Source organism: Spirosoma sp. KCTC 42546 (assembly GCF_006965485.1).
Classification (GTDB): domain Bacteria; phylum Bacteroidota; class Bacteroidia; order Cytophagales; family Spirosomataceae; genus Spirosoma.
The window spans coordinates 3,563,752-3,585,285 of the sequence record NZ_CP041360.1; the positions used below are offsets into that span (position 1 = coordinate 3,563,752).

Consider the following 21,534-nt stretch of genomic DNA (forward strand, 5'->3'; position numbering starts at 1 on the left):
CGGATTACTATTCATCAACTCCCTATGCGAACCCTGCTTCTTACGGCTATTTTTTCGCTTGGCTTAACAGCCACATTGATTGCCCAAAAGCAAAATGTGGATGTACTGATCAAATCAGGCAATTTGATTGATGTGCGTACCGGCAACATGCTGACGAAGAAAATCATCGCTACTCGTGGGAAAACGATTGTTGGCGTCTTCGATGAATCGCAACTCAAGAATTTCCAGGCGAAAACAATTGTCGACGCGACGGGTAAATTCATCATTCCTGGTCTCTGGGATATGCACGTTCACTTCGGTGGTGGCGATACGCTCATTGAGGAGAACAAAAATCTATTCCCGCTCTACATTGCTCACGGTATTACAGGCATTCGCGATGCTGCTGCCGACCTAAGTACCAGCGTACTGAAATGGCGTGATCAGATCTCGAGGGGCGAATTAGCTGGGCCAACGCTGTTTACGTCTGGGCCTAAACTGGAAGGCTACAAGTCGACCTGGATCGGCGATATAGAAGTCAGTACACCCGCCGAAGTCGACAAAATGCTCGATTCGCTACAGGGGTTGAAGGTTGATTTTGTGAAGATTACAGATAATGCTATTAAACCCGATATCTACCTCTACATTTTGCAGGAGGCCAAAAAACGGGGTATGAAAACCTCGGGCCACGTGCCCTTTGCACTCACGATGGATGAGGTTTCGTCGGCGGGTTTGGGATCGGTAGAGCACATGAGCTATGTGTTCAAAGCGGGGTCAACGCGAGACAAAGAAGTGGCCAACAAAGTAAGAACGGGGCAATTGACAACACGTGTGGCATCGCCAATGATTGCCCAGAGTTTTGATGAAGCAACCGCTCTGGCCGTTTATCAGCGGATGGCTAAAAACGGTACGTTCGTGGTGCCCACGCTCAACATCAGCCGTACCGTTGCTTACCTGGATCAGGATAATCACCAGAACGACACCTACCTACAATACATCGGTCAGGGCTTGAAAAATACCTACGCCTGGCGGGTGAATCGGGTGGCGAAAGATGGCCCCGAAGCCATTGCCGAACGGCATGCAGTGTATGAAAAATCAGCTTCATTGCTTCCCCTTTTACATAAAGCGGGCGTAACGATTATGGCCGGAACCGATGCCGGTTTCCTGAATTCCTATGTATATCCGGGCTTAGGGCTGCACCACGAACTTGGTTACTTCGTAAAAGCTGGATTGACGCCCTTGCAGGCATTGCAATCGGCCATTATTCCAGGGCCTCTCTTTCTTGGCAAGACGGCTTTATTCGGCGATATTGCTCCGGGCAAAAGTGCTGATATTGTACTACTCGACCGAAATCCCATTCAGGACATTACTGCCACCCAGGCTATTCATACGGTCATTTTACGCGGAACTGTGTACAATCGGAAGGCGTTGGATGGGTTACTGGCCGAAGCCAAAAAGAAAGCCCGCAAGTAAAAATTCCTGTAACAGAATTTCTATCCATGATCATACACGTCTCTCTGATAATCGATAAAAACTATATGAAAAATGAATCTATTTCGATATCCAAGAAAAGGTTTCATATTGAAGTAGCGAAACGCTAATAAAAACTCAATGTCACCAGTGACAGAGTTCGGTAGTCCAGCTTTGATAGAATCTATAGCTATTTTCGCACTACCCAATTTATGCCTATTACTTAATTGTAAGTCATTCCAACTCATTTTTCCTCTTTTGTAAATAGCATCCAGAAGGGCTGATTTTTCCTCTTGTGATAGCCTCTCAATTGAATAGTCAGGGTGAATGTGTTTAAAACAAAATACCGGATAGTCTAAATCCGGCATTTGTATAACTTTTTCATCAAGGTGAAATTTACTCCCTACTTTTTTGATCTCATTTATCGGAGACTTGAATTTCTTTTTATTCATCGACCGTATTCAAGAGAGTTTTAAAGTAGTCAACCATTTTATCATGTGTAATTTCGGAATTCTGTGCTGTGGTTCTCCAGGGTGACTCCTCGTGGGTCATTTCCATAAGTTTTAGAGCAGAAAACTGACCAAAAAGCTCGTAGACATCATTCATCAGTTCTTCTTGTTCGTCATTAAATACAGACGTATTGATTTCATCTGGAACATCAATCCCTTTGGCACCAAAATGTTTATATTGTGAATACACTTCAGCCACAACCGGGCCATAATTCCATGCAAATATTTGCTCAGAAAATAATGGTTTCCCGTACATAGCTAGATGCAAGCCTTGGCAATAGTAAAGAAGTTTCTGAAGTTTTAAATTAGAAATAGTGTCCCCTACTTCGGGGCGACTTAAACCCAATAAATATTCTGCTACTTGACTTGCTGATAGCATAATATGTGGCTGATTTATAGGTGATTACTTGTTTTGTGAACTGTAAATTAACGTCAAAAAGTTCATATTTTGTTAGTATTGAAAGAGAAAAATTTCTTATGAACCAACCCATTGGCGTATTTGACTCAGGTTATGGTGGCCTGACTGTCCTGCGTGAAATTGTTCAGAAATTACCCCAGTACGACTTCGTTTACCTCGGCGATAACGCCCGAACGCCCTACGGTACCCGCTCTTTCGATACCGTTTACCACTATACCCTCGAATGCGTTCAGCATTTATTTGATCAGGGTTGTCGATTGGTGATACTAGCTTGTAACACAGCTTCGGCCAAAGCGCTGCGGAATATTCAGCAACTCGATTTACCAACATTGGCACCGGATAGGCGCGTGTTGGGTGTTATTCGTCCCACAACCGAAGTTATTGGCACGTATTCTAAAACGGGCAACGTCGGGATTCTGGCGACGCGTGGAACCGTAACGTCAGAGTCGTATCTAGTTGAAATTGAGAAGTTCTTTCCCGACTTGCAGGTGTTTCAGGAAGCTTGCCCCATGTGGGTGCCGTTGGTCGAAAATGGCGAATATGCCAGTCCTGGCGCTGACTACTTCGTAAAGCAACACCTAGATCGCTTACTGGCTCAGTCGCCGGAGATTGATACAATCTTACTGGCCTGTACGCATTATCCCTTATTGCTCAATAAGATTCGGCAATTTGCCCCGCAAGGCGCAACGATTCTAAGTCAGGGTGGTATTGTGGCCGACAGCCTTGCCGACTATTTACAACGCCACCCCGAACTGGAAGCCCAGTGCAGTAAACATGGCCAGCGAACCTTCCTGACCACCGACTCTACCGAAGACTTCGACCGACAGGCAACGGTCTTTTACGGACAACCCGTGCAGTCATCGCATTTAGCGCTGTAACCAAGAACATTTTAGTAACCACAGAGGCACCGAGAACACAGAGATGAAAATAGTAGCTCTCAGCGTTCTTTGTGCCTCTGTGGTTACTGAAATAGCTAAAACACAACCCGGTAGCTTAACACCGGTATCAAACCCGTAGCGTAGTAGGATTTAACGGTGCCACTCGCCGGATCGAAATAGTGGTTATAGACGTTTTGTCGGTTGATGGCGTTTTGCAAATCGAGGGAGAGCGTGCGGGTTGAGTGGGACCGGTTTATCTTCCAGCTCAGTCGCACATCGGGCCGGAAATAGGCCGGGAGTTGTTCGGTAAATGATTGATTGTCCAGGTAAACGGTCTCGCCTAACCGTTTCGACTCAGCTACATCAATGGGTGTGTCGCGGTATCCACCATAGTAACTCAATTTCAGATTCAGGCCAAATACGCTTGATCCTGATACCCACTCTTGCCCTACCAGCAGACTTTCGGCATAGCGACCATTCCATCGCGTATTCCGCCAAACCCCATCCGATCCCTGATACTCCGAATTATACAGCGAGGACGATACCAGAAAGTAAAGACTATTACCCGATGCGGACCGATTCAGGAACTGCTCCAGGGTTAGCTCCAGGCCGTAATTTCGACCATGACCGCTATTGACCAATGCTCTATCTGTGAATCCATCGAAGCGGTTGATGATGGCAAAGGCGTCTCGCTGACTGGCGCTCACCGGAATGTTAAACAGATGCTGGTAATACGTTTCAACTTTCAGACGGAGGGGAGCGCCATCGCTATGACTGTTGAGTCGCTGGTCGTAAGCGAGCACGTAATGATGAGAACGCGTAAAGCCCAGGTTTCGGTTGGCAGACACGGTAGTACCGGTTTGATCGACGGGAAGCACAAAATAGGTGGCCGGGTTCTGTAGCTGGCTGTGTAGCCCGTAGCCAAAACTAACCGACTTGTTTGAGGAGAACGCCCAACGAACGGAACCGCGTGGTTCCAGTGCTGAGGTACCATTGAGGGCCAGGTGCAGGTAATGCAGACCGGCGTTGACCGTCAATTGCTCCGACAGCCGGTAGTTCCACTGGCCAAACGCCTGTAGGGTACTGGTCTGGTCACTCACCCGAACCCGCATGAGTACCTGTTGCTGTTCCGGCTCCCACGATTGTTGGGTCAGATCATACAGCAACTGTGTGCCAATCAGACCCGCACGAACTGTATGCCTGGGGTTGATCTTGTACGTTAGTGTCGAAGATAAAATGCGCTTTTGCGTCAGGAAGGCATAATTTTCCCGTTCCGAAGCTGCGTATTCCTTAGCGGGGTCCAGTAGTTCGGTGCGATCCCGGTTTTCATAGCCGGAAGCCAGCAACACTGTTTTGAGTAAGGCTTTTCGGCCAATGGGCAGGGTGTGCGTTACGCCAACGGCACCTGTATTGGACTTGAAATCATCGTTGTATTGGTCGTAATTGGTTGTCCATTTACTGGAATCGGCCGTGGCATTGACCTTGCTGTTACTGAGTCCACCAAACCCAAAGAGGGTGAACGTGCCAATCTTCCGGGTGGGAAGATACACGTTGAACGACAAGTCCTGGAACACATTCTCCCCGGTTCCGATATTGACGCCTACTTTTGAGAGCAGGCCAAGCGTCGAGTAGCGGTAGTTAATCAGAAACGACCCAGTATAGTTTTTAGCAATTGGGCCTTCGGCGGAAACGTCTAATCCCAATACGCCAGCCTGTACAGTGTATTCCCGTTTGGCATTGTTGCCCCGTCGTAGCCGAAGGTCGAATACGCCCGATAAGGCGTTGCCATATTCGGCCGGAAAAGCACCGGTCAGGAAATCAGAGTTGGCTAGTAATTGAGCGCTCAGGATTGAAATGCCACCCCCCGCCGTGCCCAGATTGGAGAAGTGATTCGGATTCGGGATTTCGACGCCTTCCATTCGCCAAAGCAGTCCATTGGGCGCGTTGCCTCGAATGACTATGTAGTTACCCCCATCATCGCCCCCAACAACACCCGCGTAGGCAGTGGCCATTCGGGCTGGATCATTAACGGCTGCGGCAAATTTCTGGGTTTCTTCCACCGAAAACGTCCGGGCGGAAACAGCTGCCATTTCATTCAGAGGTTTGTCTTTTTCAAGGGTGGGCTTCACTGTTATTTCCGATAACTGGCTAACTGCTTCTTCGAGTGAAACCGTTAGCACCAGTTCTTTGCCCGCATCGACCGTGATATGTTGCAACGTAGTGGTTTTGTAGCCGACGACACTGATTTGCAGCGTTTGCCGACCTACGGGAATCTGTTGGAGCCGGAACTGCCCGCTGGCATCCGTGCTGGTTCCTTTGATGGGGCTGCTAGTCAGTACCACAATCGTAGCGCCAGGTAAGGGTGTTTGTAAACGTTGATCAATCACCGTACCCCGGATGGTCTGGGTTAAGGGTTGCGCGTGGACCAGGGATGAGATTAAAAAAAGAGCGAGAGTGACGAACCGTTGACTGAGGGACATGATAAGAGGGATTGTGATGGTTTGCCTTCCTGACAGCCCATTTGCCAATCACCCCCATGTGAATTATTTATTTTGAAGGGCCATAGGGGTAAACCGTTTACTAGGTGTCATAGGGCTGATCAAGTGTGTGTAGCGAAAAATGATAGCTTTGCAGCCTCCTATCATCCATAAGTCCAGAGTAGTGCCACCGATTGAGCAGGACATACTTTCGGCCATCCGAGACGGCAATGAGCGAGCATTTGAGTCGGTGTTTCGCCAGTACTATGCACCCTTGTGCCGGTATGCCCGTCAATTTCTGCCCGACTCCGATGAAGCCGAAGAAGAAGTTCAGGCTATGTTTCTGGCCGTTTGGGAAAAACGGGATGATTTGTACATTTCCGTTTCCCTAAAGTCGTATCTGTATCGGGCGGTACATAACCGATGCCTGAATCGAATTAAACACGCGTCCGTTCGAGAGGAGCATCGGGAGCATACGCGTTATCTGGGTGAGGCAACCGCAGAATCGCCCATGCACATGCTTCTTGGCGACGAACTGGCTGTTCTGGTACAGCGGGCGATAAAGAAGTTACCTGAACAGTGTCGACTGGCGTTTACCCTGAGCCGGTTTGAGGAGTTGACTTATGGTGAAATTGCCGACCAGTTGGGTATTTCCAGTAAAACGGTTGAAAACCAGATTGGGAAAGCCCTTCGTATCTTACGAACAGAACTGAGCGACTATTTACCAATTGTATTGGTGGTAATGTATACTGTACAATGGATAATGAATAATGTACCCTGGCTAATGGATAACGTACCCTGGTTTGGCCGTCAGGGATTGCTTCAAATGATAGTAATTACTCATTTGGCATTGTCCATTATCCATTATTCATTATCTATTCATCTATAAGTCATGGCCGATCAACAACCCATAGACGACGCCCTGCTGGGCAAGTTTCTGGCGGGCGAAACCGATCCAGCCGAATCGGCACGGGTGAGAGCCTGGCTTTCTAATCGTAATGGCAATAAGTCAGAACCGAGTCAGGATGACTTTGCCCGCTTTGAACGCATCTGGGAAGCCGCTGAACCGGACGACCAACCGGCCGTTGATACCGATGCTGCCTGGCGGGCTGTTCGGCAGAAGATGCGAACGACGGACCGGAATGCCATACCTCGCGCTGAGCCAATTATCAAACCGTTGCCTACACCGAGAAATGAAGGACAGACTGGCTGGAACCAGCCAATTTATCGGCTGGCGGCTGTACTGGCGCTGGTATTGAGCTTTGGCTGGATCGTATACAAGTTCCGCTTTATGGGTGAAGAGCATCATGCCATGAATCGGATGACATTAGTGACCAACGATAACAAAATCAGCAAAACATTGCCTGATGGGACCCGTGTTTTCCTGAATCGACACTCGACCTTAACCTACCCACTTGCCTTTACTGGTGACCGACGTGAGGTTACCTTAACCGGTGAAGCCTTCTTTGACGTAACCCCCGATGCCAGTCACCCGTTTCGTATTTCGGTTCGTAACAGTGTTGTGCAAGTCCTGGGAACATCCTTTAGTGTGCAAGCCTATGATGCCAATGTAAGCGTGGCTGTCCGGACGGGGAAAGTGAAATTTTCGCACGGACGAACTAACGTGTTGCTCACGAAAGATCAGCAGGCAACCCTTGAGTCTTCGGCTGATACGATTCGTCGGATGCCACAAGTAACACCCAATGCTTTTGCCTATAAAACAGGGCAACTCGTATTCGACAATGAGCCATTACGCGATGTGGTTCAGACCATTAATCAATTTTACAATGCTGATGTTCGACTGGCGAATGCGCAACTGGGCAACTGCCGGTTAACCACCCGATTCGATAAAACATCGTTAGATGATGCACTGGCGGTGACGGCTGAAACACTCAGTTTACGGATACGGCACGAAGGAAAACAGGTTATTTTAGAGGGTATTGGTTGCCAATGAATAGGGGGAGACGACCAGATGACTGTCCTGGTTTAAAACCATCAGAAATCAGTTCAATGCGCCATTTCATTTTTCTACTTTATTTGTTCGTATCCGTACGGCTGTTTGCCCAATCGGTACCACCCCTCGACCGGGTTATTTCGGTCGATATTCGAAATGAAAAAATTGAAAGTGCCCTTCGCCAGATTAGTCGCGCCGGCCACTTTGAATTTTCGTACAACCCAACCCGAATCGACGGCAATGCGGTTGTAACGCTGCGATTGGTGAATACACCCGTTCGGGAGGTGCTCAATCGGGTATTCCAGAATCAGGTAAGCTACAAAGCGCGGGGCAATCACGTTATTCTCGTTCGGGCTGACCTACCCGAAGCTACGCCGAAAAACTTCCTGCTCGATGGCTACATTCTGGACGAAAAAACAGGCGAACGCATCGCACAAGCCAGTATATTCGAGAAAACAACCCTGGCGTCAACCGTCAGTAATCCATTCGGTTATTACCGGCTTCGGCTTTCGACAGATCTGCCAACGGTTCGTCTGGATGTTCGGAAGCAGGCATATATTGGCGAAACGGTCCTGATTCGGTCACGAAGTACACACTCGGTCAGTATCCGGATGACGCCCATACCCGCTCGTTTGGCCGTGGAAACATTGCCCATACGCGTAACCGAAGATACGATCAGACCGGCGGAAACACTGGCTTCTGTACCCGTTGAATTGCCAGCGGTCGCGCCCGATTCAACCTCACAGCAACAATCTGTATCCGTACTTGATCAGGGACGGCAGCGTATCACTCGGCTTTTTGTATCATCCCAACAAGCTATTCACGATGTTAATCTCAACCGCGATACCCTATACCGAGACTGGCAGGTGTCGTTTCTGCCCTTTATAGGAACCAATCATCGCCTGAGCGGACGAATCAGCAATCGTATTTCCGTGAATATCCTGATGGGCTACTCGTTTGGTGTTCGTGCTTTTGAGGTTGGCGGGTTGATGAATTTGGTACGAACCGATGTTCAGGGCTTTCAGGCGGGTGGACTGGCTAACATAGTAGGCGGGAAGGTTACGGGTGTACAACTGGGCGGGCTGGCTAATTACACGAATCGGGAGGTCGTTGGTGTACAGGCCGGGGGCTTGCTTAACACGGGTGGAAAGACAGTCACTGGCGCTCAGGTAGCGGGCCTGGTGAACTTTGCCAATCAGGAGGTACAGGGCGGGCAAATCGGTGGATTACTCAACATCGCTGGTCGGTCCGTTGAGGGGATTCAACTGGCGGGGTTAGTAAATTATGCGCAGGCTGATGTACAGGGTTGGCAGATAGGGGGGATTTTAAACCGTGCCCGTCGTGTCACTAAAGGCCTTCAGATTGGGCTGATTAACATAGCGGATTCGGTAGGTAGCGTTCCCATTGGTTTGCTAAGTTTCGTACGAAAGGATGGCTATCAGCGTATTGAAGTAGCGGCTACTGAAGTTAACGTACTGAATGTAACGTTGAGGACAGGTACTAAACGGCTATACAACATCCTGACGGCAGGTCATAGTTTCGATCGGTTGGGTAGTCCTCGCCTGAGTGCAGGATATGGACTTGGTACTGCCTTTACGCTTTCGCGGGCAACCTTACTAAATCTGGAGGGTACTTATCACCATCTATTTTATTTCGACAGAGTCTATCAGGCAACGAATGGCTGGAACAATCAGATTCGCCTGAGTACATTAATCGAAGCGAAACTTAGCCGCCATGTGTCGCTGGCATTTGGGCCATCGGTCAACTGGTATTTTAGTACCGATGGTACAACTCAGCCTTTACTACAACCTGAGGTTTCTCTTTTCGCTGACCGAACAGATGCCTACAGTAATGCCCATCACTGGGGCTGGATTGGCTTCCAGGTCGGACTGCGTTTTGGTAATTCGTAAGCTGCAACGGGTGACGGGCCATATTGCGTGATGTCGGTTATAAATAACCGACATCACGCAATACAATAAAAAAGCTCTCTCCCATAGGGGTATTCATCTTTCCAGTTGTCATGATCCAAAAAACAACTGAATCGACATGAACATCACCAACAGCCTGAAGCAGAAACACCACCAGGTATGCTCCATTTACTTACTTTTCTTTCTGCTAACCTTATCGGGTTGCTCCTTACTACGGGAGGACGTAGGTCCCTATCAACCAGATCAGCAAACCTATGCGCTTACCAATTTTGACCGGCTTGATATGGGGAGTGCCTTTATCATTACTGTACAGCAAGGGCCTACATTCAGCATTACCGTTGAAGGGGATCGCCGAAATCTGGATGACCTGGACGTGTATACGCGTAATGGAACGCTCAAGGCCCAGTACCGGATTGCCCGCAGCCGCAACTACCCAACCACGTTCCGGATTACGATGCCGATTCTGCGTGGTGTTGATTTCTCGGGAGCCAGCCGTTCTACACTTACCGGATTTACGAACCTGACTGATCTGGATATTAGTTTATCCGGTGCATCGGAGTGTCAGTTTGTTGGACAGGCTAGCCGGACAACCGTTGACTTGTCAGGTGCTTCTTCGTTGCAATTGAGTGGACAGGGAACATGGCTATCGGCGGAGTTGTCCGGTGCATCCAGTTTACAGGCGTTTGGGTTCCCTGTTGATAATGCAGGCGTAGGTGCATCCGGAGCAAGTAAAGCAAACGTCAGTGTAAATGCCTCGTTGGTGGTTGAGGCCAGTGGGGCGAGTACGATCCGATACAGAGGAACGCCTGCGGTGTCAAAGCGAGTGAGTGGGGCTAGTACAGTGCAAGCTGAATAGATGAAATGAAAATACCCCTTTCCTGTAGTGAACAAACTCCACAACAGGAAAGGGGATTTGGTGATAAAATACTGTATGATAGGCGATTACGGCTTTGCTGTTGCTGCGCTATCAGCCTTTTGTTTGGCAGCTTCTTTCGCTTGTTTTTTGAAAAATCCACGCAAGAGAAAATTGCTCTGGGCGGCCTTCAGGTCTTCATTAAGCAACACACTACTCTTACTTAAATTACGGATCGTTGTGCGCAGGTTTCCCGCCGTTTCCTGATCGGTGAGCAGAACACCCAGCGGACTATTGGTATTATTCAGTTTTTCAGAAGCCTTGTTCAGGTTTTCGGACGTTTGCCGAAGCGTACTCACGCTCTGATCAGCAGCCGTAACGGCGGATTCGAAGCGGGAGGCCGATCGGCTTAAACGCCTGAATACGGTAGTGTCGGTAACTAACTCATTGGCCAACGTCCCTTTCGTGTTGAGCTTAGCCGCAAATTGGGATACTGAGCCGGTTACTTTTACCGTGTTATCCGATGCACGTTCCAGGTTTTTCATCGCCTTCTTGAAGTTTTCGGCAACCAGCGAATCGGTCAGAACGGCCCCTACAGTGCCTTTGCCCTTCCGAAGATTGCCCACCAGCTCTTTAAAGTCGTTGGTAACCTTCAGCAGATTATTATTGTTTTCCTGTAAGGTGCTCATAATCTGATCCGAGCTTAAGGCTTCCGAGGTTTTGAGCCGGGCCCCGTCTTCTACTTCGGGATGGCTCGTTGTACCACCCGCAATAACGACGATTTTGTTGCCAATCAGCCCATCGCTGCTAATGCTGGCCGTGGCATCCTGCCGAATGTACTGCTGTGAGCTTTCTTCAATATTCATATCGACCTCTACCTGGGCTGTCCCATAGAAGCTGATGCGTTTAACTGTGCCAATCTTTACGCCCGAAAACCAGACGTTATTACCCGCTTTTAGCCCGCCTACATCCTTGAAAATAGCAATAACCTTGATGCTACTGGTAAAGCGTTTCTGTTGCCCGCCCAGTACAAACACGCCAGCGACAAAAATCAAGATACCCAGTAGGACAAAAATGCCGACAATGACGGAGCGCTTTGTTGATTCGGTACTCATTCGTTTAGTGGTTCAATCGTATAGTGAGTGCAGTAGGCGTTGGGAAGTAAGGGTAGTGGGTATAGTTCGTGAAGTAGGTGCAGTTGGTGTAATGGGTGAAGTGGGTAAAATGTTTAGAAATCCATCTATAACCACGCCACTTAGTTACCTTACTTCACCAAATCGACCACTTCACGTATTCCACTTAATTTACCTACTTCACTAGTCTACTACTTCACGAAATTATAATTATAAAACTGTTGGATGCGTTCGTCAGGGTCGGCGAAGACTTCATCGAATGTGCCGACTCGTTCAAATTTCCCATCCAGGAGCATGGCCACGCGGTCGCCGGTACTTTTGGCACAGGTTAGATCGTGGGTAATGATAATCGACGTAGCACCCAATTGTTTGCGCACATCGTTGATTAGGTTATTGATTTCAATACTTGTAATTGGGTCCAGACCGGCCGTTGGCTCATCGTACAGCATAATTTCTGGTTTCAGAATCAGCGTTCGAGCAATACCCACCCGTTTCCGCTGACCACCCGATAGTTCCGACGGCATCTGGTTGATGGTTTGAGCAAGGCCAACATCCGCTAGTGCTTTTTCAACCCGCTCATCAATTTCGGCCCGGCTCAAATCCCGAACATTCCGAACCAGCGGAAATTCCAGATTTTCCCGGATACTCATACTGTCATAGAGGGCACTGCTTTGAAACGAAAAGCCAACTTTCTGTCGGAATGCATCTAACTCTTTTCCTTTCAGCTGTTCCACGTCCTCGCCAAGTACCATCACGCTTCCGGCATCGGGTTTAAGCAGACCGACCATGATTTTAATCAAAACGGATTTACCTGTACCCGAACGACCCAGTACAACCACATTTTCACCCTGTTGAACATCTAAATTAATACCACGTAATACGTGTAGATCGCCAAATGACTTACGTAGGCCATGGATTGAAATAATAGGTTCAGTGGGTTTATTGGTCTTACTCATAGATTATTCGATAACTTTCTGCTTACCGAAAAGCCGATATAATTTGAAGCGATAGCAACTCTTCAATGAAAACTAAAAACATGGCTGTCACAACGGATGAATTGGCCGCTTTACCGACGCCCTCAGTACCTTTCGACGAGTGGTAGCCTTTGTAACAACCCACCATCCCGATCGTAAAACCAAACACGATTGACTTGGTTACGGAGGCAAAAATGTCGACGTACGATATAGCACCAAATACCTCCTGGATAAACGAGATAAAACTTGTCTGTTCATTCAGGTTAACATTAATGTATGCCCCCATCAGGGCTACAAAAATGGTGTACATGGTCAGAATTGGAATAGTAATCGACGTGGCCAGTACGCGGCTCACAACCAGGAACTTGAATGGATTGGTGCCCGATACTTCCATCGCATCGATTTGCTCGGTTACATTCATGGAACCCAGCTCAGCCCCAATACTCGAACCAACTTTACCGGCGGCTATCAAGGCCGTAACAAGCGGACCTAAGGCCCTTACAATGGCAATAGCAATTAATGAGGGTAACCAGGATGTAGCACCAAATTCAGACAGCGAAGGCCTCGACTGGTTGGTAAATACGATACCCGTAATGAAGCCAGTTGTTGAAATCAGCAACAACGACCGATAGCCCACTTCGTAGCATTGTCGGACAATTTCTTTGAATTCGTATGGAGGTAGGCCCACTTCCCGAAAGAAACGGCCCACAAAAGCCGCTACATCGGCCAGGTTAAGAAAGAATTTATCGAACCGTTGGGTGATAACAGCACGGTTCGATGTCGATTTGCTCGGTTTAGTTGTGTCAGACTGCATTCAAACGCTGGATGGAGAAAGAGCCGACAAGATACGCACCCAGTGGCTGTATCCTATAAACTGATTTACGAACCAGTGGTTTTAATTTGATAAAAAGTAGCCTACCCTCAGCAATATTGTTGAGGGTAGGCTATGCTTTTTCAGGGCTAATTCTTTAGATTTCTTTGATCCTGAGATTACTAATGTCCTGACTGTCAGAACTGAGAAATAGGATTCTAGTAGCGAAAATAAATTTCTTTTCAGGCACTAGAATCAACAGGATCTTTTGGGCCAATAGAATCCATAGACTATTTAGGCAGCCTGTTGAAATCCGGTAGGCCGCCAGGGACGGAACACCGTTTGCATGGCAGGGGCTGGCGACAGAAATGACGAATAATCGTTTGGGCGTGACATCACTTCTTTATATAGCAATACCCGGTAAAGGTAATAGCGGGTTTCGCGGGGCAGACTCATCCGGTAATAATCCCGGTGATCATGCCGTTTGAGTTGATTTTTAAGCAAACCCGGTCCAGCATTATACGCAGCCGCTACCAATGACCACGACCCCAGTTGCGTATACAACGTCCGTAAATACCGACAGGCCGCATCCGTGGCTTTTTGAACATTGAACCGTTCGTCGATCCGTTTGCCAACTTTTAGGCCAAGGTCCCGGGCCGTACCCGGCATGAGCTGCCAGTAACCGGCCGCACCCGCCCGCGAAATAGCTCTGGGCCGAAGGGCACTCTCCGCCAGCGGCACGTACCGAAAATCGTCGGGAATGCCGTATTTCTCTAAAATTGGATTGATGATTGGGAAGAATGTTTCGGCCCGCTGACGGAGATCGCCAAGGTCGCTGGCGTGGGGACGAAACAACGTAAAAACATGTTTCCAGCGATCAACTACGTCAAGTTGATCGAGGGGTAAGCACTCTCCACAGAAATCAACATCGAGCAGCGGTAGTTCAGGGGCTGTGGTGATGACTGGTCTGAGCATTGATGATGAAGCTGACCGGTCATTACCGGAGGAGGTGGCATCCGATTTGGCGACTATGCTGGTTTTAGAGAGATTGAGGAGCGAGGCCGGGCTTACTTGCAGGGGAATAAACTTTGCGGCAATGGCAACAGCCGGGCGTAATGCGGCTATCAAAACTGAAAATCCAATACGTTTAAACAAAACTCAATTCAGGATGGTACTGGGTGTATAACGTTCATTGAGTGAGTATTAGTGTGCTGATAATCAATCGTATACTTGAATTGCCTTTTTGTCGGAATGAACTAATCCAGGTCTGTTGACCTGAACCAACTGAGGGTCAATAGCTTCTCCAGCCAAAGTTGTTAACGTATACGGCCAAACCGTTTCTTCAACTTTGGCAACGGTGGCCCGCTTAAAAATTCCTAACTTTCGGCTGTGCTCTCGCCCCTGGTACACGGGTGGCGATCGTGTTTAGTACTTATGATTGAGATCGGACGAATCAATACCTTAACGGCTCTTCGCGAAACCAGCGTTGGGTTCTTCCTCGGTGACCTGTCAGACAGGAAAACCCAGGATTTCAGTAACGACATATTATTACCCAATAAATATGTTCCCGACACGCTGGCTATCGACGATGACATTGACGTGTTTGTCTATACAGACTCGGAAGACCGCCCCATTGCTACAACCCTAACGCCCGCTATACAGCGCGACGAATTTGCTGCTTTACAGGTGGTAGCCGTTTCGAAGGCAGGGGCCTTTCTGGACTGGGGGTTAGAAAAAGACTTGCTGGTGCCTCATCGGGAACAGGCCCGCCCTATGGAAGTTGGCCAGTGGTACGTGGTGTTTATGTACCTGGATAGGAGCACGAATCGCTTAGTAGCGTCGAGCAAAGTAAACCGATTTCTGGACCCCGACGTGCGCGATTTACAGGTAGGAGATGAGGTACAATTGCTTGCCTTCGAAACGACTGATCTGGGAGTAAATGTCATCATCAACAACCGCTACAAAGGTCTGATCTACGCCAACGAGATTTTTCGAACCGTTCGGCCGGGAGACCCGCTCATTGGGTATATTAAAACGGTTCGTGATGATAACCTCGTAGATGTAAGCCTGCAAAAAGCTGGTTTTGAGAATGTAGAGCCCAATGCCCGCCGTATTCTGGCTACGCTCAAAGCCGAAAATGGATTTCTGCCACTCACCGACAGTAGCCCGCCCGATGCTATTTACAGCGCGCTGGAAATGAGTAAGAAGACGTTCAAAAAGGCAATCGGAACGCTATACCGCGAGCGAAAAATTGTGCTGGAAGAGGGGGGAATTCGACTGCTTTGATCGTATATGCCTATGAAACCTACGATCACGCTGGAATACTGCCCCAAATGTGGCTGGCTACTTCGGTCAGCCTGGATGGCGCAGGAATTACTGACTACGTTCACGGATGATATTCACGGCGTGTTGCTACACCCTTCTGAATGTAGTGGGCGTTTTTCTGTCCGGGTCGATGAGCAGACAATCTTTGATCGAAAAGTAGCGGGTCGGTTCCCGGAGATAAAAGAACTGAAACAACTTGTTCGGGATGTAGTGAATCCTGAAAAAGACCTCGGCCATTCGGATCGAAAATAAGGGTCTGTGTTGAACAGAAAACAGTTGATTTTACTGAGGAGGGAAGCATAAGCCAGCAGAGAAAAGAGGATTTGGTAAACCTGAACCGCTTAGGGATAGAAAAGCCGGGTGAAACCGCACAGGAAGGAGGAGTAGCTCTGAACACGGCAGATGCTTTAGTAATGGAAGCTGTTCCTGCAAAAACTAAATGAGCCAATTCTGTTCGTTTAACCGTTTAAGACCTATACAATGCCTATAAAGTACGTACTGCTGGCTGGATTTTTGTGTTTGATGAGCCAGTTTAACTTCGCACAAAGTCCTGATTACTACCTCTATGTGGGTACCTACACCCGTAAAACCAGCGAGGGTATTTATGTATTCCGATTCAATACTCAAACGGGCGATTTCACGCCGGTGGGCATTGCCAAAGGGGTTACAAACCCTTGTTTCCTGGCAATTTCTACTGACCACCGCTTTTTGTATGCGAATGGGGGTAACACCGGTGATTCTGTTCGTGCCTTCTCCATTGATAAAGAATCACACAAACTAACCCTGCTCAACTCTGAGGCTTCGGACGGAAAAGGAGGAGCGCATATAGCCGTTGACAAAACGGGCAAGTGGGTAATTGTGGGCAACTACACGAGCGGTAGCGTTAGTGTATTACCTACTAAAGCGGATGGTTCTCTCGGTAAAGTGAGCCAGGTTATTCAGCACGAAGGCAAAAGTATCGACCCCGAACGACAGACGAAACCCTATGTGCATTCCATCAATATTGCCCCCAATAACAAAGACGTCTTTGTACCTGATTTGGGAACCGATAAAATAATGACCTACGCACTGGATGCAAAAACGGGACAACTCGCAGCGGGTAATCCACCATTCACGGCCGTCACCCCAGGCTCTGGTCCGCGCCATTTTACGTTTCATCCGACTGGGAAGTTTGCCTATGTTATTCAGGAAATGGGTGCCACCATTACGGGTTTCACCTATAAAAGTGGGGCCTTAGAAACCATCCAGACAATAAAGCTGCTTCCCGAAGAGTACACTGGTCGCAAATGGGCTGCCGATCTTCATATATCACCTGATGGGAGGTTCCTGTACGGCTCTAATCGTGCCCACGAGAGTCTGACGATTTTTAGTATCGATCCCAAAACCGGGCAACTCACCCTCGTGGATCATCAGCCGGTGAATGGTAAAACGCCCCGCAATTTCGCAATTGACCCGACTGGCAACTTTGTGCTGGTGGCCAATCAGGATTCGGATAACATCACCATTTTTAAACGGGATAAACAAACCGGCAAATTGACGCCCACGGGGAAAGAGATTGCGGTGTCAATGCCCGTTTGCCTGAAATTTATTCCTTAAGAGAGAATGATGAAGCCCACCATCTATCTATTCGTTTGGGCAATTTGCCTGCCTCTGGTCTGTCAGGCGCAGAAATGGGGAGAGAAAATCAATACGTTAAGGGCACAACTAACCCCACACGTCACACATGCCGTTTATGATTCACTCCATTTTATTATAACTGAGCACTATCTGCAAGTAACTGCCGAAGAACGGAGTAAGATTAGAGATAGCCTTAAAAAACACGCTCACTGGTCAACGGAGAAACTCTGTACAGATACTGAAAAAGGCGAAAAAATCATCATCAGCGGACGCGTAGTCGATGAGCAGAACAAACCAATTCCTACTGTTCAACTGGCTATTTTTCAAGCCGATAATAACGGTTACTACGCACCGTCGGATTCGGTTTCGAAAAAGATGAGCGAAAACGACCCCCGCCTTTTTGGGTTTATAACGACCGATAAATCAGGGAATTATTTGTTTCAAACGATTCGGCCCGCCAGCTACCCTATCCAATACAATGGACGTACGATTCCGCAACATATTCATATCAATACGAACGCAGTGGGCTATAACGCACGTGCCATACAGATGGTATTTGAACGCGACCCAGCCATGAACGAGTCGTATTGGCAAGATTGGGCCAGGAAACAAAACTATCCAGTTGTCAGGTTGACAATTGGAAAAGATAAGCGTTTGTTCGGGGCGTATGACCTGGTTTTGACTCGGGTAGGCCAAGGAAAATAGACGAGTTGGGACTGCTACCTACCCGTTAACATACTCTACTCCAGCAGTAGTAGCCAGCTATATCGGCTGGTAACACAGGCTTAGTTGGCCCCATTGACTAATCGCAGGATAAAAGCCTTACCAAAAGTATAATGGGTGCAAAGGCGACTTTACTAACCACGAATCATTGCTTACAAAAAAATGCCATTACGCTCCCGAGATTGGTTTGGCCGCACCGGAAAAGACGGCTTTATTTATCGTGCCTGGATGAAAAATCAGGGTTTCCCGCATCATGAGTTCGAGGGGAAACCGGTTATTGGTATCTGTAACACCTGGTCGGAATTAACGCCCTGCAACGCGCACTTCCGTGAGCTGGCCGAAGCCATTAAACGAGGTGTCTGGGAAGCCGGTGGTTTTCCGCTGGAGTTTCCGGTAATGTCGCTGGGCGAATGTCAGATAAAGCCGACCGCCATGCTGTTCCGTAATCTGGCCAGTATGGACGTTGAAGAAAGTATTCGGGGTAATTCTATTGATGGTGTTATCCTGATGTGTGGTTGCGACAAAACCACGCCTTCGCTTGTCATGGGTGCCTGTAGTGTCGATATTCCAACAATGGTGGTATCGGGTGGGCCAATGCTGGCTGGTCGGTTTAGGGGTAAGAAAATTGGTACCAGCGATGTATGGCGTTTTGCCGAAGCCTACAAAATGGGGGAAATGAGCCAGGCCGATTTTGTGGCTTCCGAAGCCAGTATGGCCCGTAGCCAGGGACACTGTGCCGTAATGGGTACAGCGAGTACAATGGCGGCCATGGTCGAGTCGCTGGGGTTGGCCCTTCCTGACAATGCCACCATTCCCGCAGCCGATTCGCGCCGGAAAGTACTGGCGCATATGACGGGTGTACGGATGGTTGAGCTGGTGAAAGAAAACGTAAAACCTTCACAGATTTTAACCCGGCAGGCATTTGAGAATGCCATTATGATTAATGCGGCTCTGGGCGGTTCTACCAATTTCATCCTGCATTTAACGGCCATTGCCGGACGAGTTGGCGTTGACTTGTCGCTGGATGATTTCGATACCTTATCGGCTAAAATTCCGTTACTGGCTAACCTGCAACCGTCTGGTGAGCATTTTGTAGAAGATCTGTTTTATGCCGGTGGGTTGCCCGCTATTATTCGTGAACTGCGCAATGTACTTAATAACGATGCGTTGACGGTGAATGGCCGGACAATCGGCGAAAACTGCGCCGAAGCCCAATGCTACGACCCTGCCGTAATAGCATCGGTTGAGCAGCCATTTAAACCTGAGTCGGGGATAGCGGTGTTGCGGGGTAATCTCTGTTTGAATGGAGCCGTAATAAAACCGTCGGCTGCGTCGCCCGCGTTGATGCAGCATACGGGTCGGGCGGTTGTATTCGAGGATATCGACGACTACAAAGCCCGTATCGACGATCCGAATCTGGATGTTGATCCAACCTGTGTTTTGGTTCTGAAAAATGTAGGGCCAAAAGGCTATCCGGGCATGCCGGAAGTCGGCAATATGCAGCTACCCGCCAAAATTCTGGCACAGGGTGTTCACGACATGGTTCGCATTTCGGACGGTCGCATGAGTGGTACTGGTTTCGGAACGGTTGTGTTGCACGTATCGCCCGAATCGGCGGTTGGCGGGAACCTGGCCCTGGTGCAGAATGGCGATTTGATTACGCTCGACGTTGACAATCGGAGTCTACATCTGCATGTGTCCGATGAAGAACTGGCGGGACGATTGGTTCATTTTAAGCCCCTCGAGTTAGGCTACGATCGTGGTTATGTCAACCTGTATATCCGCCACGTAACACAGGCCCACGAAGGCGCAGATTTTGATTTTCTCCGCGGTGGCTCTGGAAGTGAAGTAAAGCGGGATTCGCATTAACCGTTAAAGGTTTTCAGTTTATGGTTTTCGGTTGGGTGACGCGTCAGCCAACCGAAAACCTTTAATGGGAAACAAGATTGAACTTTGGGAGCCAAATAATGCCGAATATAAAAAACTCTGCATGGGTAAGACTACCTATTAACCGTTAACTGGTTTACAAATCAGTGGGACTATAATAGCCCTAATCGTAATTGCTGACCGCTCAAAAAGGTTAGTTGCCCACCTGGTTCATACGTAATCTGTCTGGCTAAGCTGGTTAAACCAGTTCCTATAGTCACAGCATGACGTACAACTGCCTGATCGCTTATGATTGGCACATGCCCGCACGACCAGATGGCGGAATCATGCCAGTCGCCATTTTTAGTAGTCTGACAGGTTTCACCCCTATAGATTATTTTAAAGAGTTTGGCTTCATTGTAACTCAGGTAATACAAATTTCCATCTGTACCCACGGTTAAACTCACGAGTAAGCCCGTTAGGTAATCGGCAAACGGTGATTTAACGGATGCTGGGCCTGATACATCCAGCACTCTGATCCATTTGATGCAATAGTCCAGAAAAAAATACTTGCCAACGAATGAAGACGGGTAGGCGGGTATGGGTGGATTGTAAAATGTACCCCCCGTAATGGCACAGCCAATATCAGGGCCGCTATGCGGATACACATAGTATGGGTTCGAAAAAGCAGGATTAGCGCTAATTCCTTCTGCGATTGGCCAGCCAAAATTCTGCCCTCCAGTGGTGGCATCATTGATTTCCTCCCAGTTCTCCTGACCAACATCGTTGACGAAAAAGCGACCTGTTCCTGGCTGAAAGGTTAGTGTATACGGATTTCGTAAGCCATACGCCCAGATACGTTTTCTGGCTTCTGAACCGCTTGAGAACGGGTTCCCGGATGGCACACTGCCATCTGGATTAATCCGTAATACTTTGCCTAAGTAATTATCTAAATTCTGGGAATTAGGCGGATTTGCATTATCCCCTACACCTACATACAGCTTTTGATCGGGACCAAACGCCAGCGAACCCCCGTTGTGATTGGTTGCACTAAGTGGATCTAAGTCTAAAAGAATGAGCTCACTGCCAATACTTGCCACATCACTATTAGCTGTAAATCGACTGATCCTATTATGCGCAGCAACTGTTCCACTAGTGGGTACAGTATAGTAGAGGTAGATGTATTGATTGGTAGTAAAAGAAGGATCGAACGCTATACCTAGCAACCCACGCTCCACATTTGAATCAACGGTGAGTTGTAAAAATGGATCGGCTAATAGGGCTCCATTCTTGATAACGCGCAGATTGCCGTTCTGCTGGGCAACAAAAAGTCGGCCATCAGGTGCCGCCTGAACAACTGTGGGCTTAGTTAATCCGGAGGCTACAGCTACCTGTGTAAAGCTGTTGGGGAAAGTTTGAGCAATTGCTGTTTCAATGGCGAGGCAGAGAAGGGAAATGAGATAGACACTACTTCTACCCATCGACTTACTTTTTAGCGGGTGGGAGTCGTGTAACTTTAAGGTAGTTGGCACGATTTATTCACTGATTGTTCGTGACTATGTAGCAGCAAAAAGTACGCCGGATTGGTTAATGACCTGAACCTGGCTGAACAATCGAGTTGA

19 protein-coding genes are annotated in these 21,534 nt (G+C 48.3%); 11 read left to right on the plus strand and 8 right to left on the minus strand.

Annotated elements, in window-relative coordinates:
* Positions 1-24 precede the first annotated feature (24 nt).
* Positions 25-1,449, plus strand: coding sequence for an amidohydrolase family protein (locus EXU85_RS14495; RefSeq protein ID WP_142772775.1), 1,425 nt, complete (start codon positions 25-27; stop codon positions 1,447-1,449).
* Between the two features lie 20 nt (positions 1,450-1,469).
* On the opposite strand, the gene EXU85_RS14500 is transcribed toward EXU85_RS14495, so the two are convergent.
* Entirely contained in the window at positions 1,470-1,898 is a 429-nt protein-coding gene (locus EXU85_RS14500; protein WP_142772776.1) for a hypothetical protein, read from the minus strand.
* Positions 1,891-2,334, minus strand: coding sequence for a Panacea domain-containing protein (locus EXU85_RS14505; RefSeq protein ID WP_142772777.1), 444 nt, complete (start codon positions 2,332-2,334; stop codon positions 1,891-1,893). Before EXU85_RS14505 ends, EXU85_RS14500 begins: the two co-directional genes overlap by 8 nt.
* A gap of 98 nt (positions 2,335-2,432) precedes the next feature.
* Here EXU85_RS14505 and murI point away from each other — a divergent pair, with 98 nt between their 5' ends.
* A complete protein-coding gene (murI, locus tag EXU85_RS14510; RefSeq protein WP_142772778.1) occupies positions 2,433-3,251 on the plus strand; it encodes a glutamate racemase in 819 nt (272 codons plus the stop codon).
* Between the two features lie 95 nt (positions 3,252-3,346).
* Here the strand turns inward: murI and EXU85_RS14515 are convergent, their stop codons facing one another.
* A complete protein-coding gene (locus tag EXU85_RS14515) occupies positions 3,347-5,731 on the minus strand; it encodes a TonB-dependent receptor (protein ID WP_142772779.1) in 2,385 nt (794 codons plus the stop codon).
* Between the two features lie 139 nt (positions 5,732-5,870).
* Here EXU85_RS14515 and EXU85_RS14520 point away from each other — a divergent pair, with 139 nt between their 5' ends.
* The 4 genes from EXU85_RS14520 to EXU85_RS14535 all read left to right on the plus strand — a co-directional run bounded on the left by EXU85_RS14520 (position 5,871) and on the right by EXU85_RS14535 (position 10,466).
* Positions 5,871-6,617 (plus strand): RNA polymerase sigma-70 factor, encoded by a 747-nt coding sequence (locus EXU85_RS14520; RefSeq protein WP_142772780.1) that lies wholly within the window; start codon positions 5,871-5,873, stop codon positions 6,615-6,617.
* A 3-nt stretch (positions 6,618-6,620) separates the two neighbouring features.
* Entirely contained in the window at positions 6,621-7,682 is a 1,062-nt protein-coding gene (locus tag EXU85_RS14525) for a FecR family protein (protein ID WP_142772781.1), read from the plus strand.
* Positions 7,683-7,738: 56 nt separating this feature from the next.
* Complete coding sequence (locus EXU85_RS14530) at positions 7,739-9,592, plus strand: STN and carboxypeptidase regulatory-like domain-containing protein (protein WP_142772782.1); 1,854 nt, start codon at positions 7,739-7,741, stop codon at positions 9,590-9,592.
* A 136-nt stretch (positions 9,593-9,728) separates the two neighbouring features.
* Positions 9,729-10,466 carry a head GIN domain-containing protein gene (locus tag EXU85_RS14535; RefSeq protein ID WP_142772783.1) on the plus strand — a complete coding sequence of 246 codons (738 nt, stop codon included), beginning with the start codon at positions 9,729-9,731 and terminating at the stop codon, positions 10,464-10,466.
* Between the two features lie 86 nt (positions 10,467-10,552).
* Here EXU85_RS14535 and EXU85_RS14540 read toward each other — a convergent pair whose 3' ends face one another.
* The 4 genes from EXU85_RS14540 to EXU85_RS14555 form a co-directional block, all read right to left on the minus strand.
* Complete coding sequence (locus tag EXU85_RS14540) at positions 10,553-11,578, minus strand: MlaD family protein (protein WP_142772784.1); 1,026 nt, start codon at positions 11,576-11,578, stop codon at positions 10,553-10,555.
* 209 nt (positions 11,579-11,787) lie between these two features.
* Positions 11,788-12,552 carry an ABC transporter ATP-binding protein gene (locus EXU85_RS14545; protein WP_142772785.1) on the minus strand — a complete coding sequence of 255 codons (765 nt, stop codon included), beginning with the start codon at positions 12,550-12,552 and terminating at the stop codon, positions 11,788-11,790.
* A gap of 22 nt (positions 12,553-12,574) precedes the next feature.
* Positions 12,575-13,384 (minus strand): ABC transporter permease, encoded by an 810-nt coding sequence (locus EXU85_RS14550; RefSeq protein ID WP_142772786.1) that lies wholly within the window; start codon positions 13,382-13,384, stop codon positions 12,575-12,577.
* A 291-nt stretch (positions 13,385-13,675) separates the two neighbouring features.
* Positions 13,676-14,509, minus strand: coding sequence for a lytic transglycosylase domain-containing protein (locus EXU85_RS14555; protein ID WP_371732014.1), 834 nt, complete (start codon positions 14,507-14,509; stop codon positions 13,676-13,678).
* Positions 14,510-14,815: 306 nt separating this feature from the next.
* Here EXU85_RS14555 and EXU85_RS14560 point away from each other — a divergent pair, with 306 nt between their 5' ends.
* From EXU85_RS14560 to EXU85_RS14580, 5 genes are all read left to right on the plus strand, one after another.
* Positions 14,816-15,667 (plus strand): S1 RNA-binding domain-containing protein, encoded by an 852-nt coding sequence (locus EXU85_RS14560; protein ID WP_142772787.1) that lies wholly within the window; start codon positions 14,816-14,818, stop codon positions 15,665-15,667.
* A 12-nt stretch (positions 15,668-15,679) separates the two neighbouring features.
* Positions 15,680-15,958 (plus strand): SelT/SelW/SelH family protein, encoded by a 279-nt coding sequence (locus tag EXU85_RS14565; RefSeq protein ID WP_142772788.1) that lies wholly within the window; start codon positions 15,680-15,682, stop codon positions 15,956-15,958.
* Between the two features lie 228 nt (positions 15,959-16,186).
* Positions 16,187-17,302, plus strand: a complete 1,116-nt coding sequence (locus EXU85_RS14570; RefSeq protein WP_142772789.1) for a lactonase family protein — start codon at positions 16,187-16,189, stop codon at positions 17,300-17,302.
* 6 nt (positions 17,303-17,308) lie between these two features.
* Entirely contained in the window at positions 17,309-18,028 is a 720-nt protein-coding gene (locus EXU85_RS14575) for a hypothetical protein (protein ID WP_142772790.1), read from the plus strand.
* Between the two features lie 180 nt (positions 18,029-18,208).
* Positions 18,209-19,915 carry an IlvD/Edd family dehydratase gene (locus EXU85_RS14580; protein ID WP_142772791.1) on the plus strand — a complete coding sequence of 569 codons (1,707 nt, stop codon included), beginning with the start codon at positions 18,209-18,211 and terminating at the stop codon, positions 19,913-19,915.
* Between the two features lie 170 nt (positions 19,916-20,085).
* On the opposite strand, the gene EXU85_RS14585 is transcribed toward EXU85_RS14580, so the two are convergent.
* Positions 20,086-21,444 (minus strand): sorbosone dehydrogenase family protein, encoded by a 1,359-nt coding sequence (locus EXU85_RS14585; protein ID WP_246859560.1) that lies wholly within the window; start codon positions 21,442-21,444, stop codon positions 20,086-20,088.
* Between the last annotated feature and the right edge of the window lie 90 nt (positions 21,445-21,534).

Coding starts and splice junctions, on each gene's coding strand:
- EXU85_RS14530 (WP_142772782.1), top strand. CDS start 7,739: ATGCGCCATTTCATTTTTCTACTTTATTTGTTCGTATCCGTACGGCTG.
- EXU85_RS14535 (WP_142772783.1), top strand. CDS start 9,729: ATGAACATCACCAACAGCCTGAAGCAGAAACACCACCAGGTATGCTCC.
- EXU85_RS14580 (WP_142772791.1), top strand. CDS start 18,209: ATGCCATTACGCTCCCGAGATTGGTTTGGCCGCACCGGAAAAGACGGC.
- EXU85_RS14560 (WP_142772787.1), top strand. CDS start 14,816: ATGATTGAGATCGGACGAATCAATACCTTAACGGCTCTTCGCGAAACC.
- EXU85_RS14520 (WP_142772780.1), top strand. CDS start 5,871: ATGATAGCTTTGCAGCCTCCTATCATCCATAAGTCCAGAGTAGTGCCA.
- murI (WP_142772778.1), top strand. CDS start 2,433: ATGAACCAACCCATTGGCGTATTTGACTCAGGTTATGGTGGCCTGACT.
- EXU85_RS14570 (WP_142772789.1), top strand. CDS start 16,187: ATGCCTATAAAGTACGTACTGCTGGCTGGATTTTTGTGTTTGATGAGC.
- EXU85_RS14565 (WP_142772788.1), top strand. CDS start 15,680: ATGAAACCTACGATCACGCTGGAATACTGCCCCAAATGTGGCTGGCTA.
- EXU85_RS14545 (WP_142772785.1), bottom strand. CDS start 12,552: ATGAGTAAGACCAATAAACCCACTGAACCTATTATTTCAATCCATGGC.
- EXU85_RS14495 (WP_142772775.1), top strand. CDS start 25: ATGCGAACCCTGCTTCTTACGGCTATTTTTTCGCTTGGCTTAACAGCC.
- EXU85_RS14550 (WP_142772786.1), bottom strand. CDS start 13,384: ATGCAGTCTGACACAACTAAACCGAGCAAATCGACATCGAACCGTGCT.
- EXU85_RS14540 (WP_142772784.1), bottom strand. CDS start 11,578: ATGAGTACCGAATCAACAAAGCGCTCCGTCATTGTCGGCATTTTTGTC.
- EXU85_RS14525 (WP_142772781.1), top strand. CDS start 6,621: ATGGCCGATCAACAACCCATAGACGACGCCCTGCTGGGCAAGTTTCTG.
- EXU85_RS14505 (WP_142772777.1), bottom strand. CDS start 2,334: ATGCTATCAGCAAGTCAAGTAGCAGAATATTTATTGGGTTTAAGTCGC.
- EXU85_RS14575 (WP_142772790.1), top strand. CDS start 17,309: ATGATGAAGCCCACCATCTATCTATTCGTTTGGGCAATTTGCCTGCCT.
- EXU85_RS14515 (WP_142772779.1), bottom strand. CDS start 5,731: ATGTCCCTCAGTCAACGGTTCGTCACTCTCGCTCTTTTTTTAATCTCA.
- EXU85_RS14500 (WP_142772776.1), bottom strand. CDS start 1,898: ATGAATAAAAAGAAATTCAAGTCTCCGATAAATGAGATCAAAAAAGTA.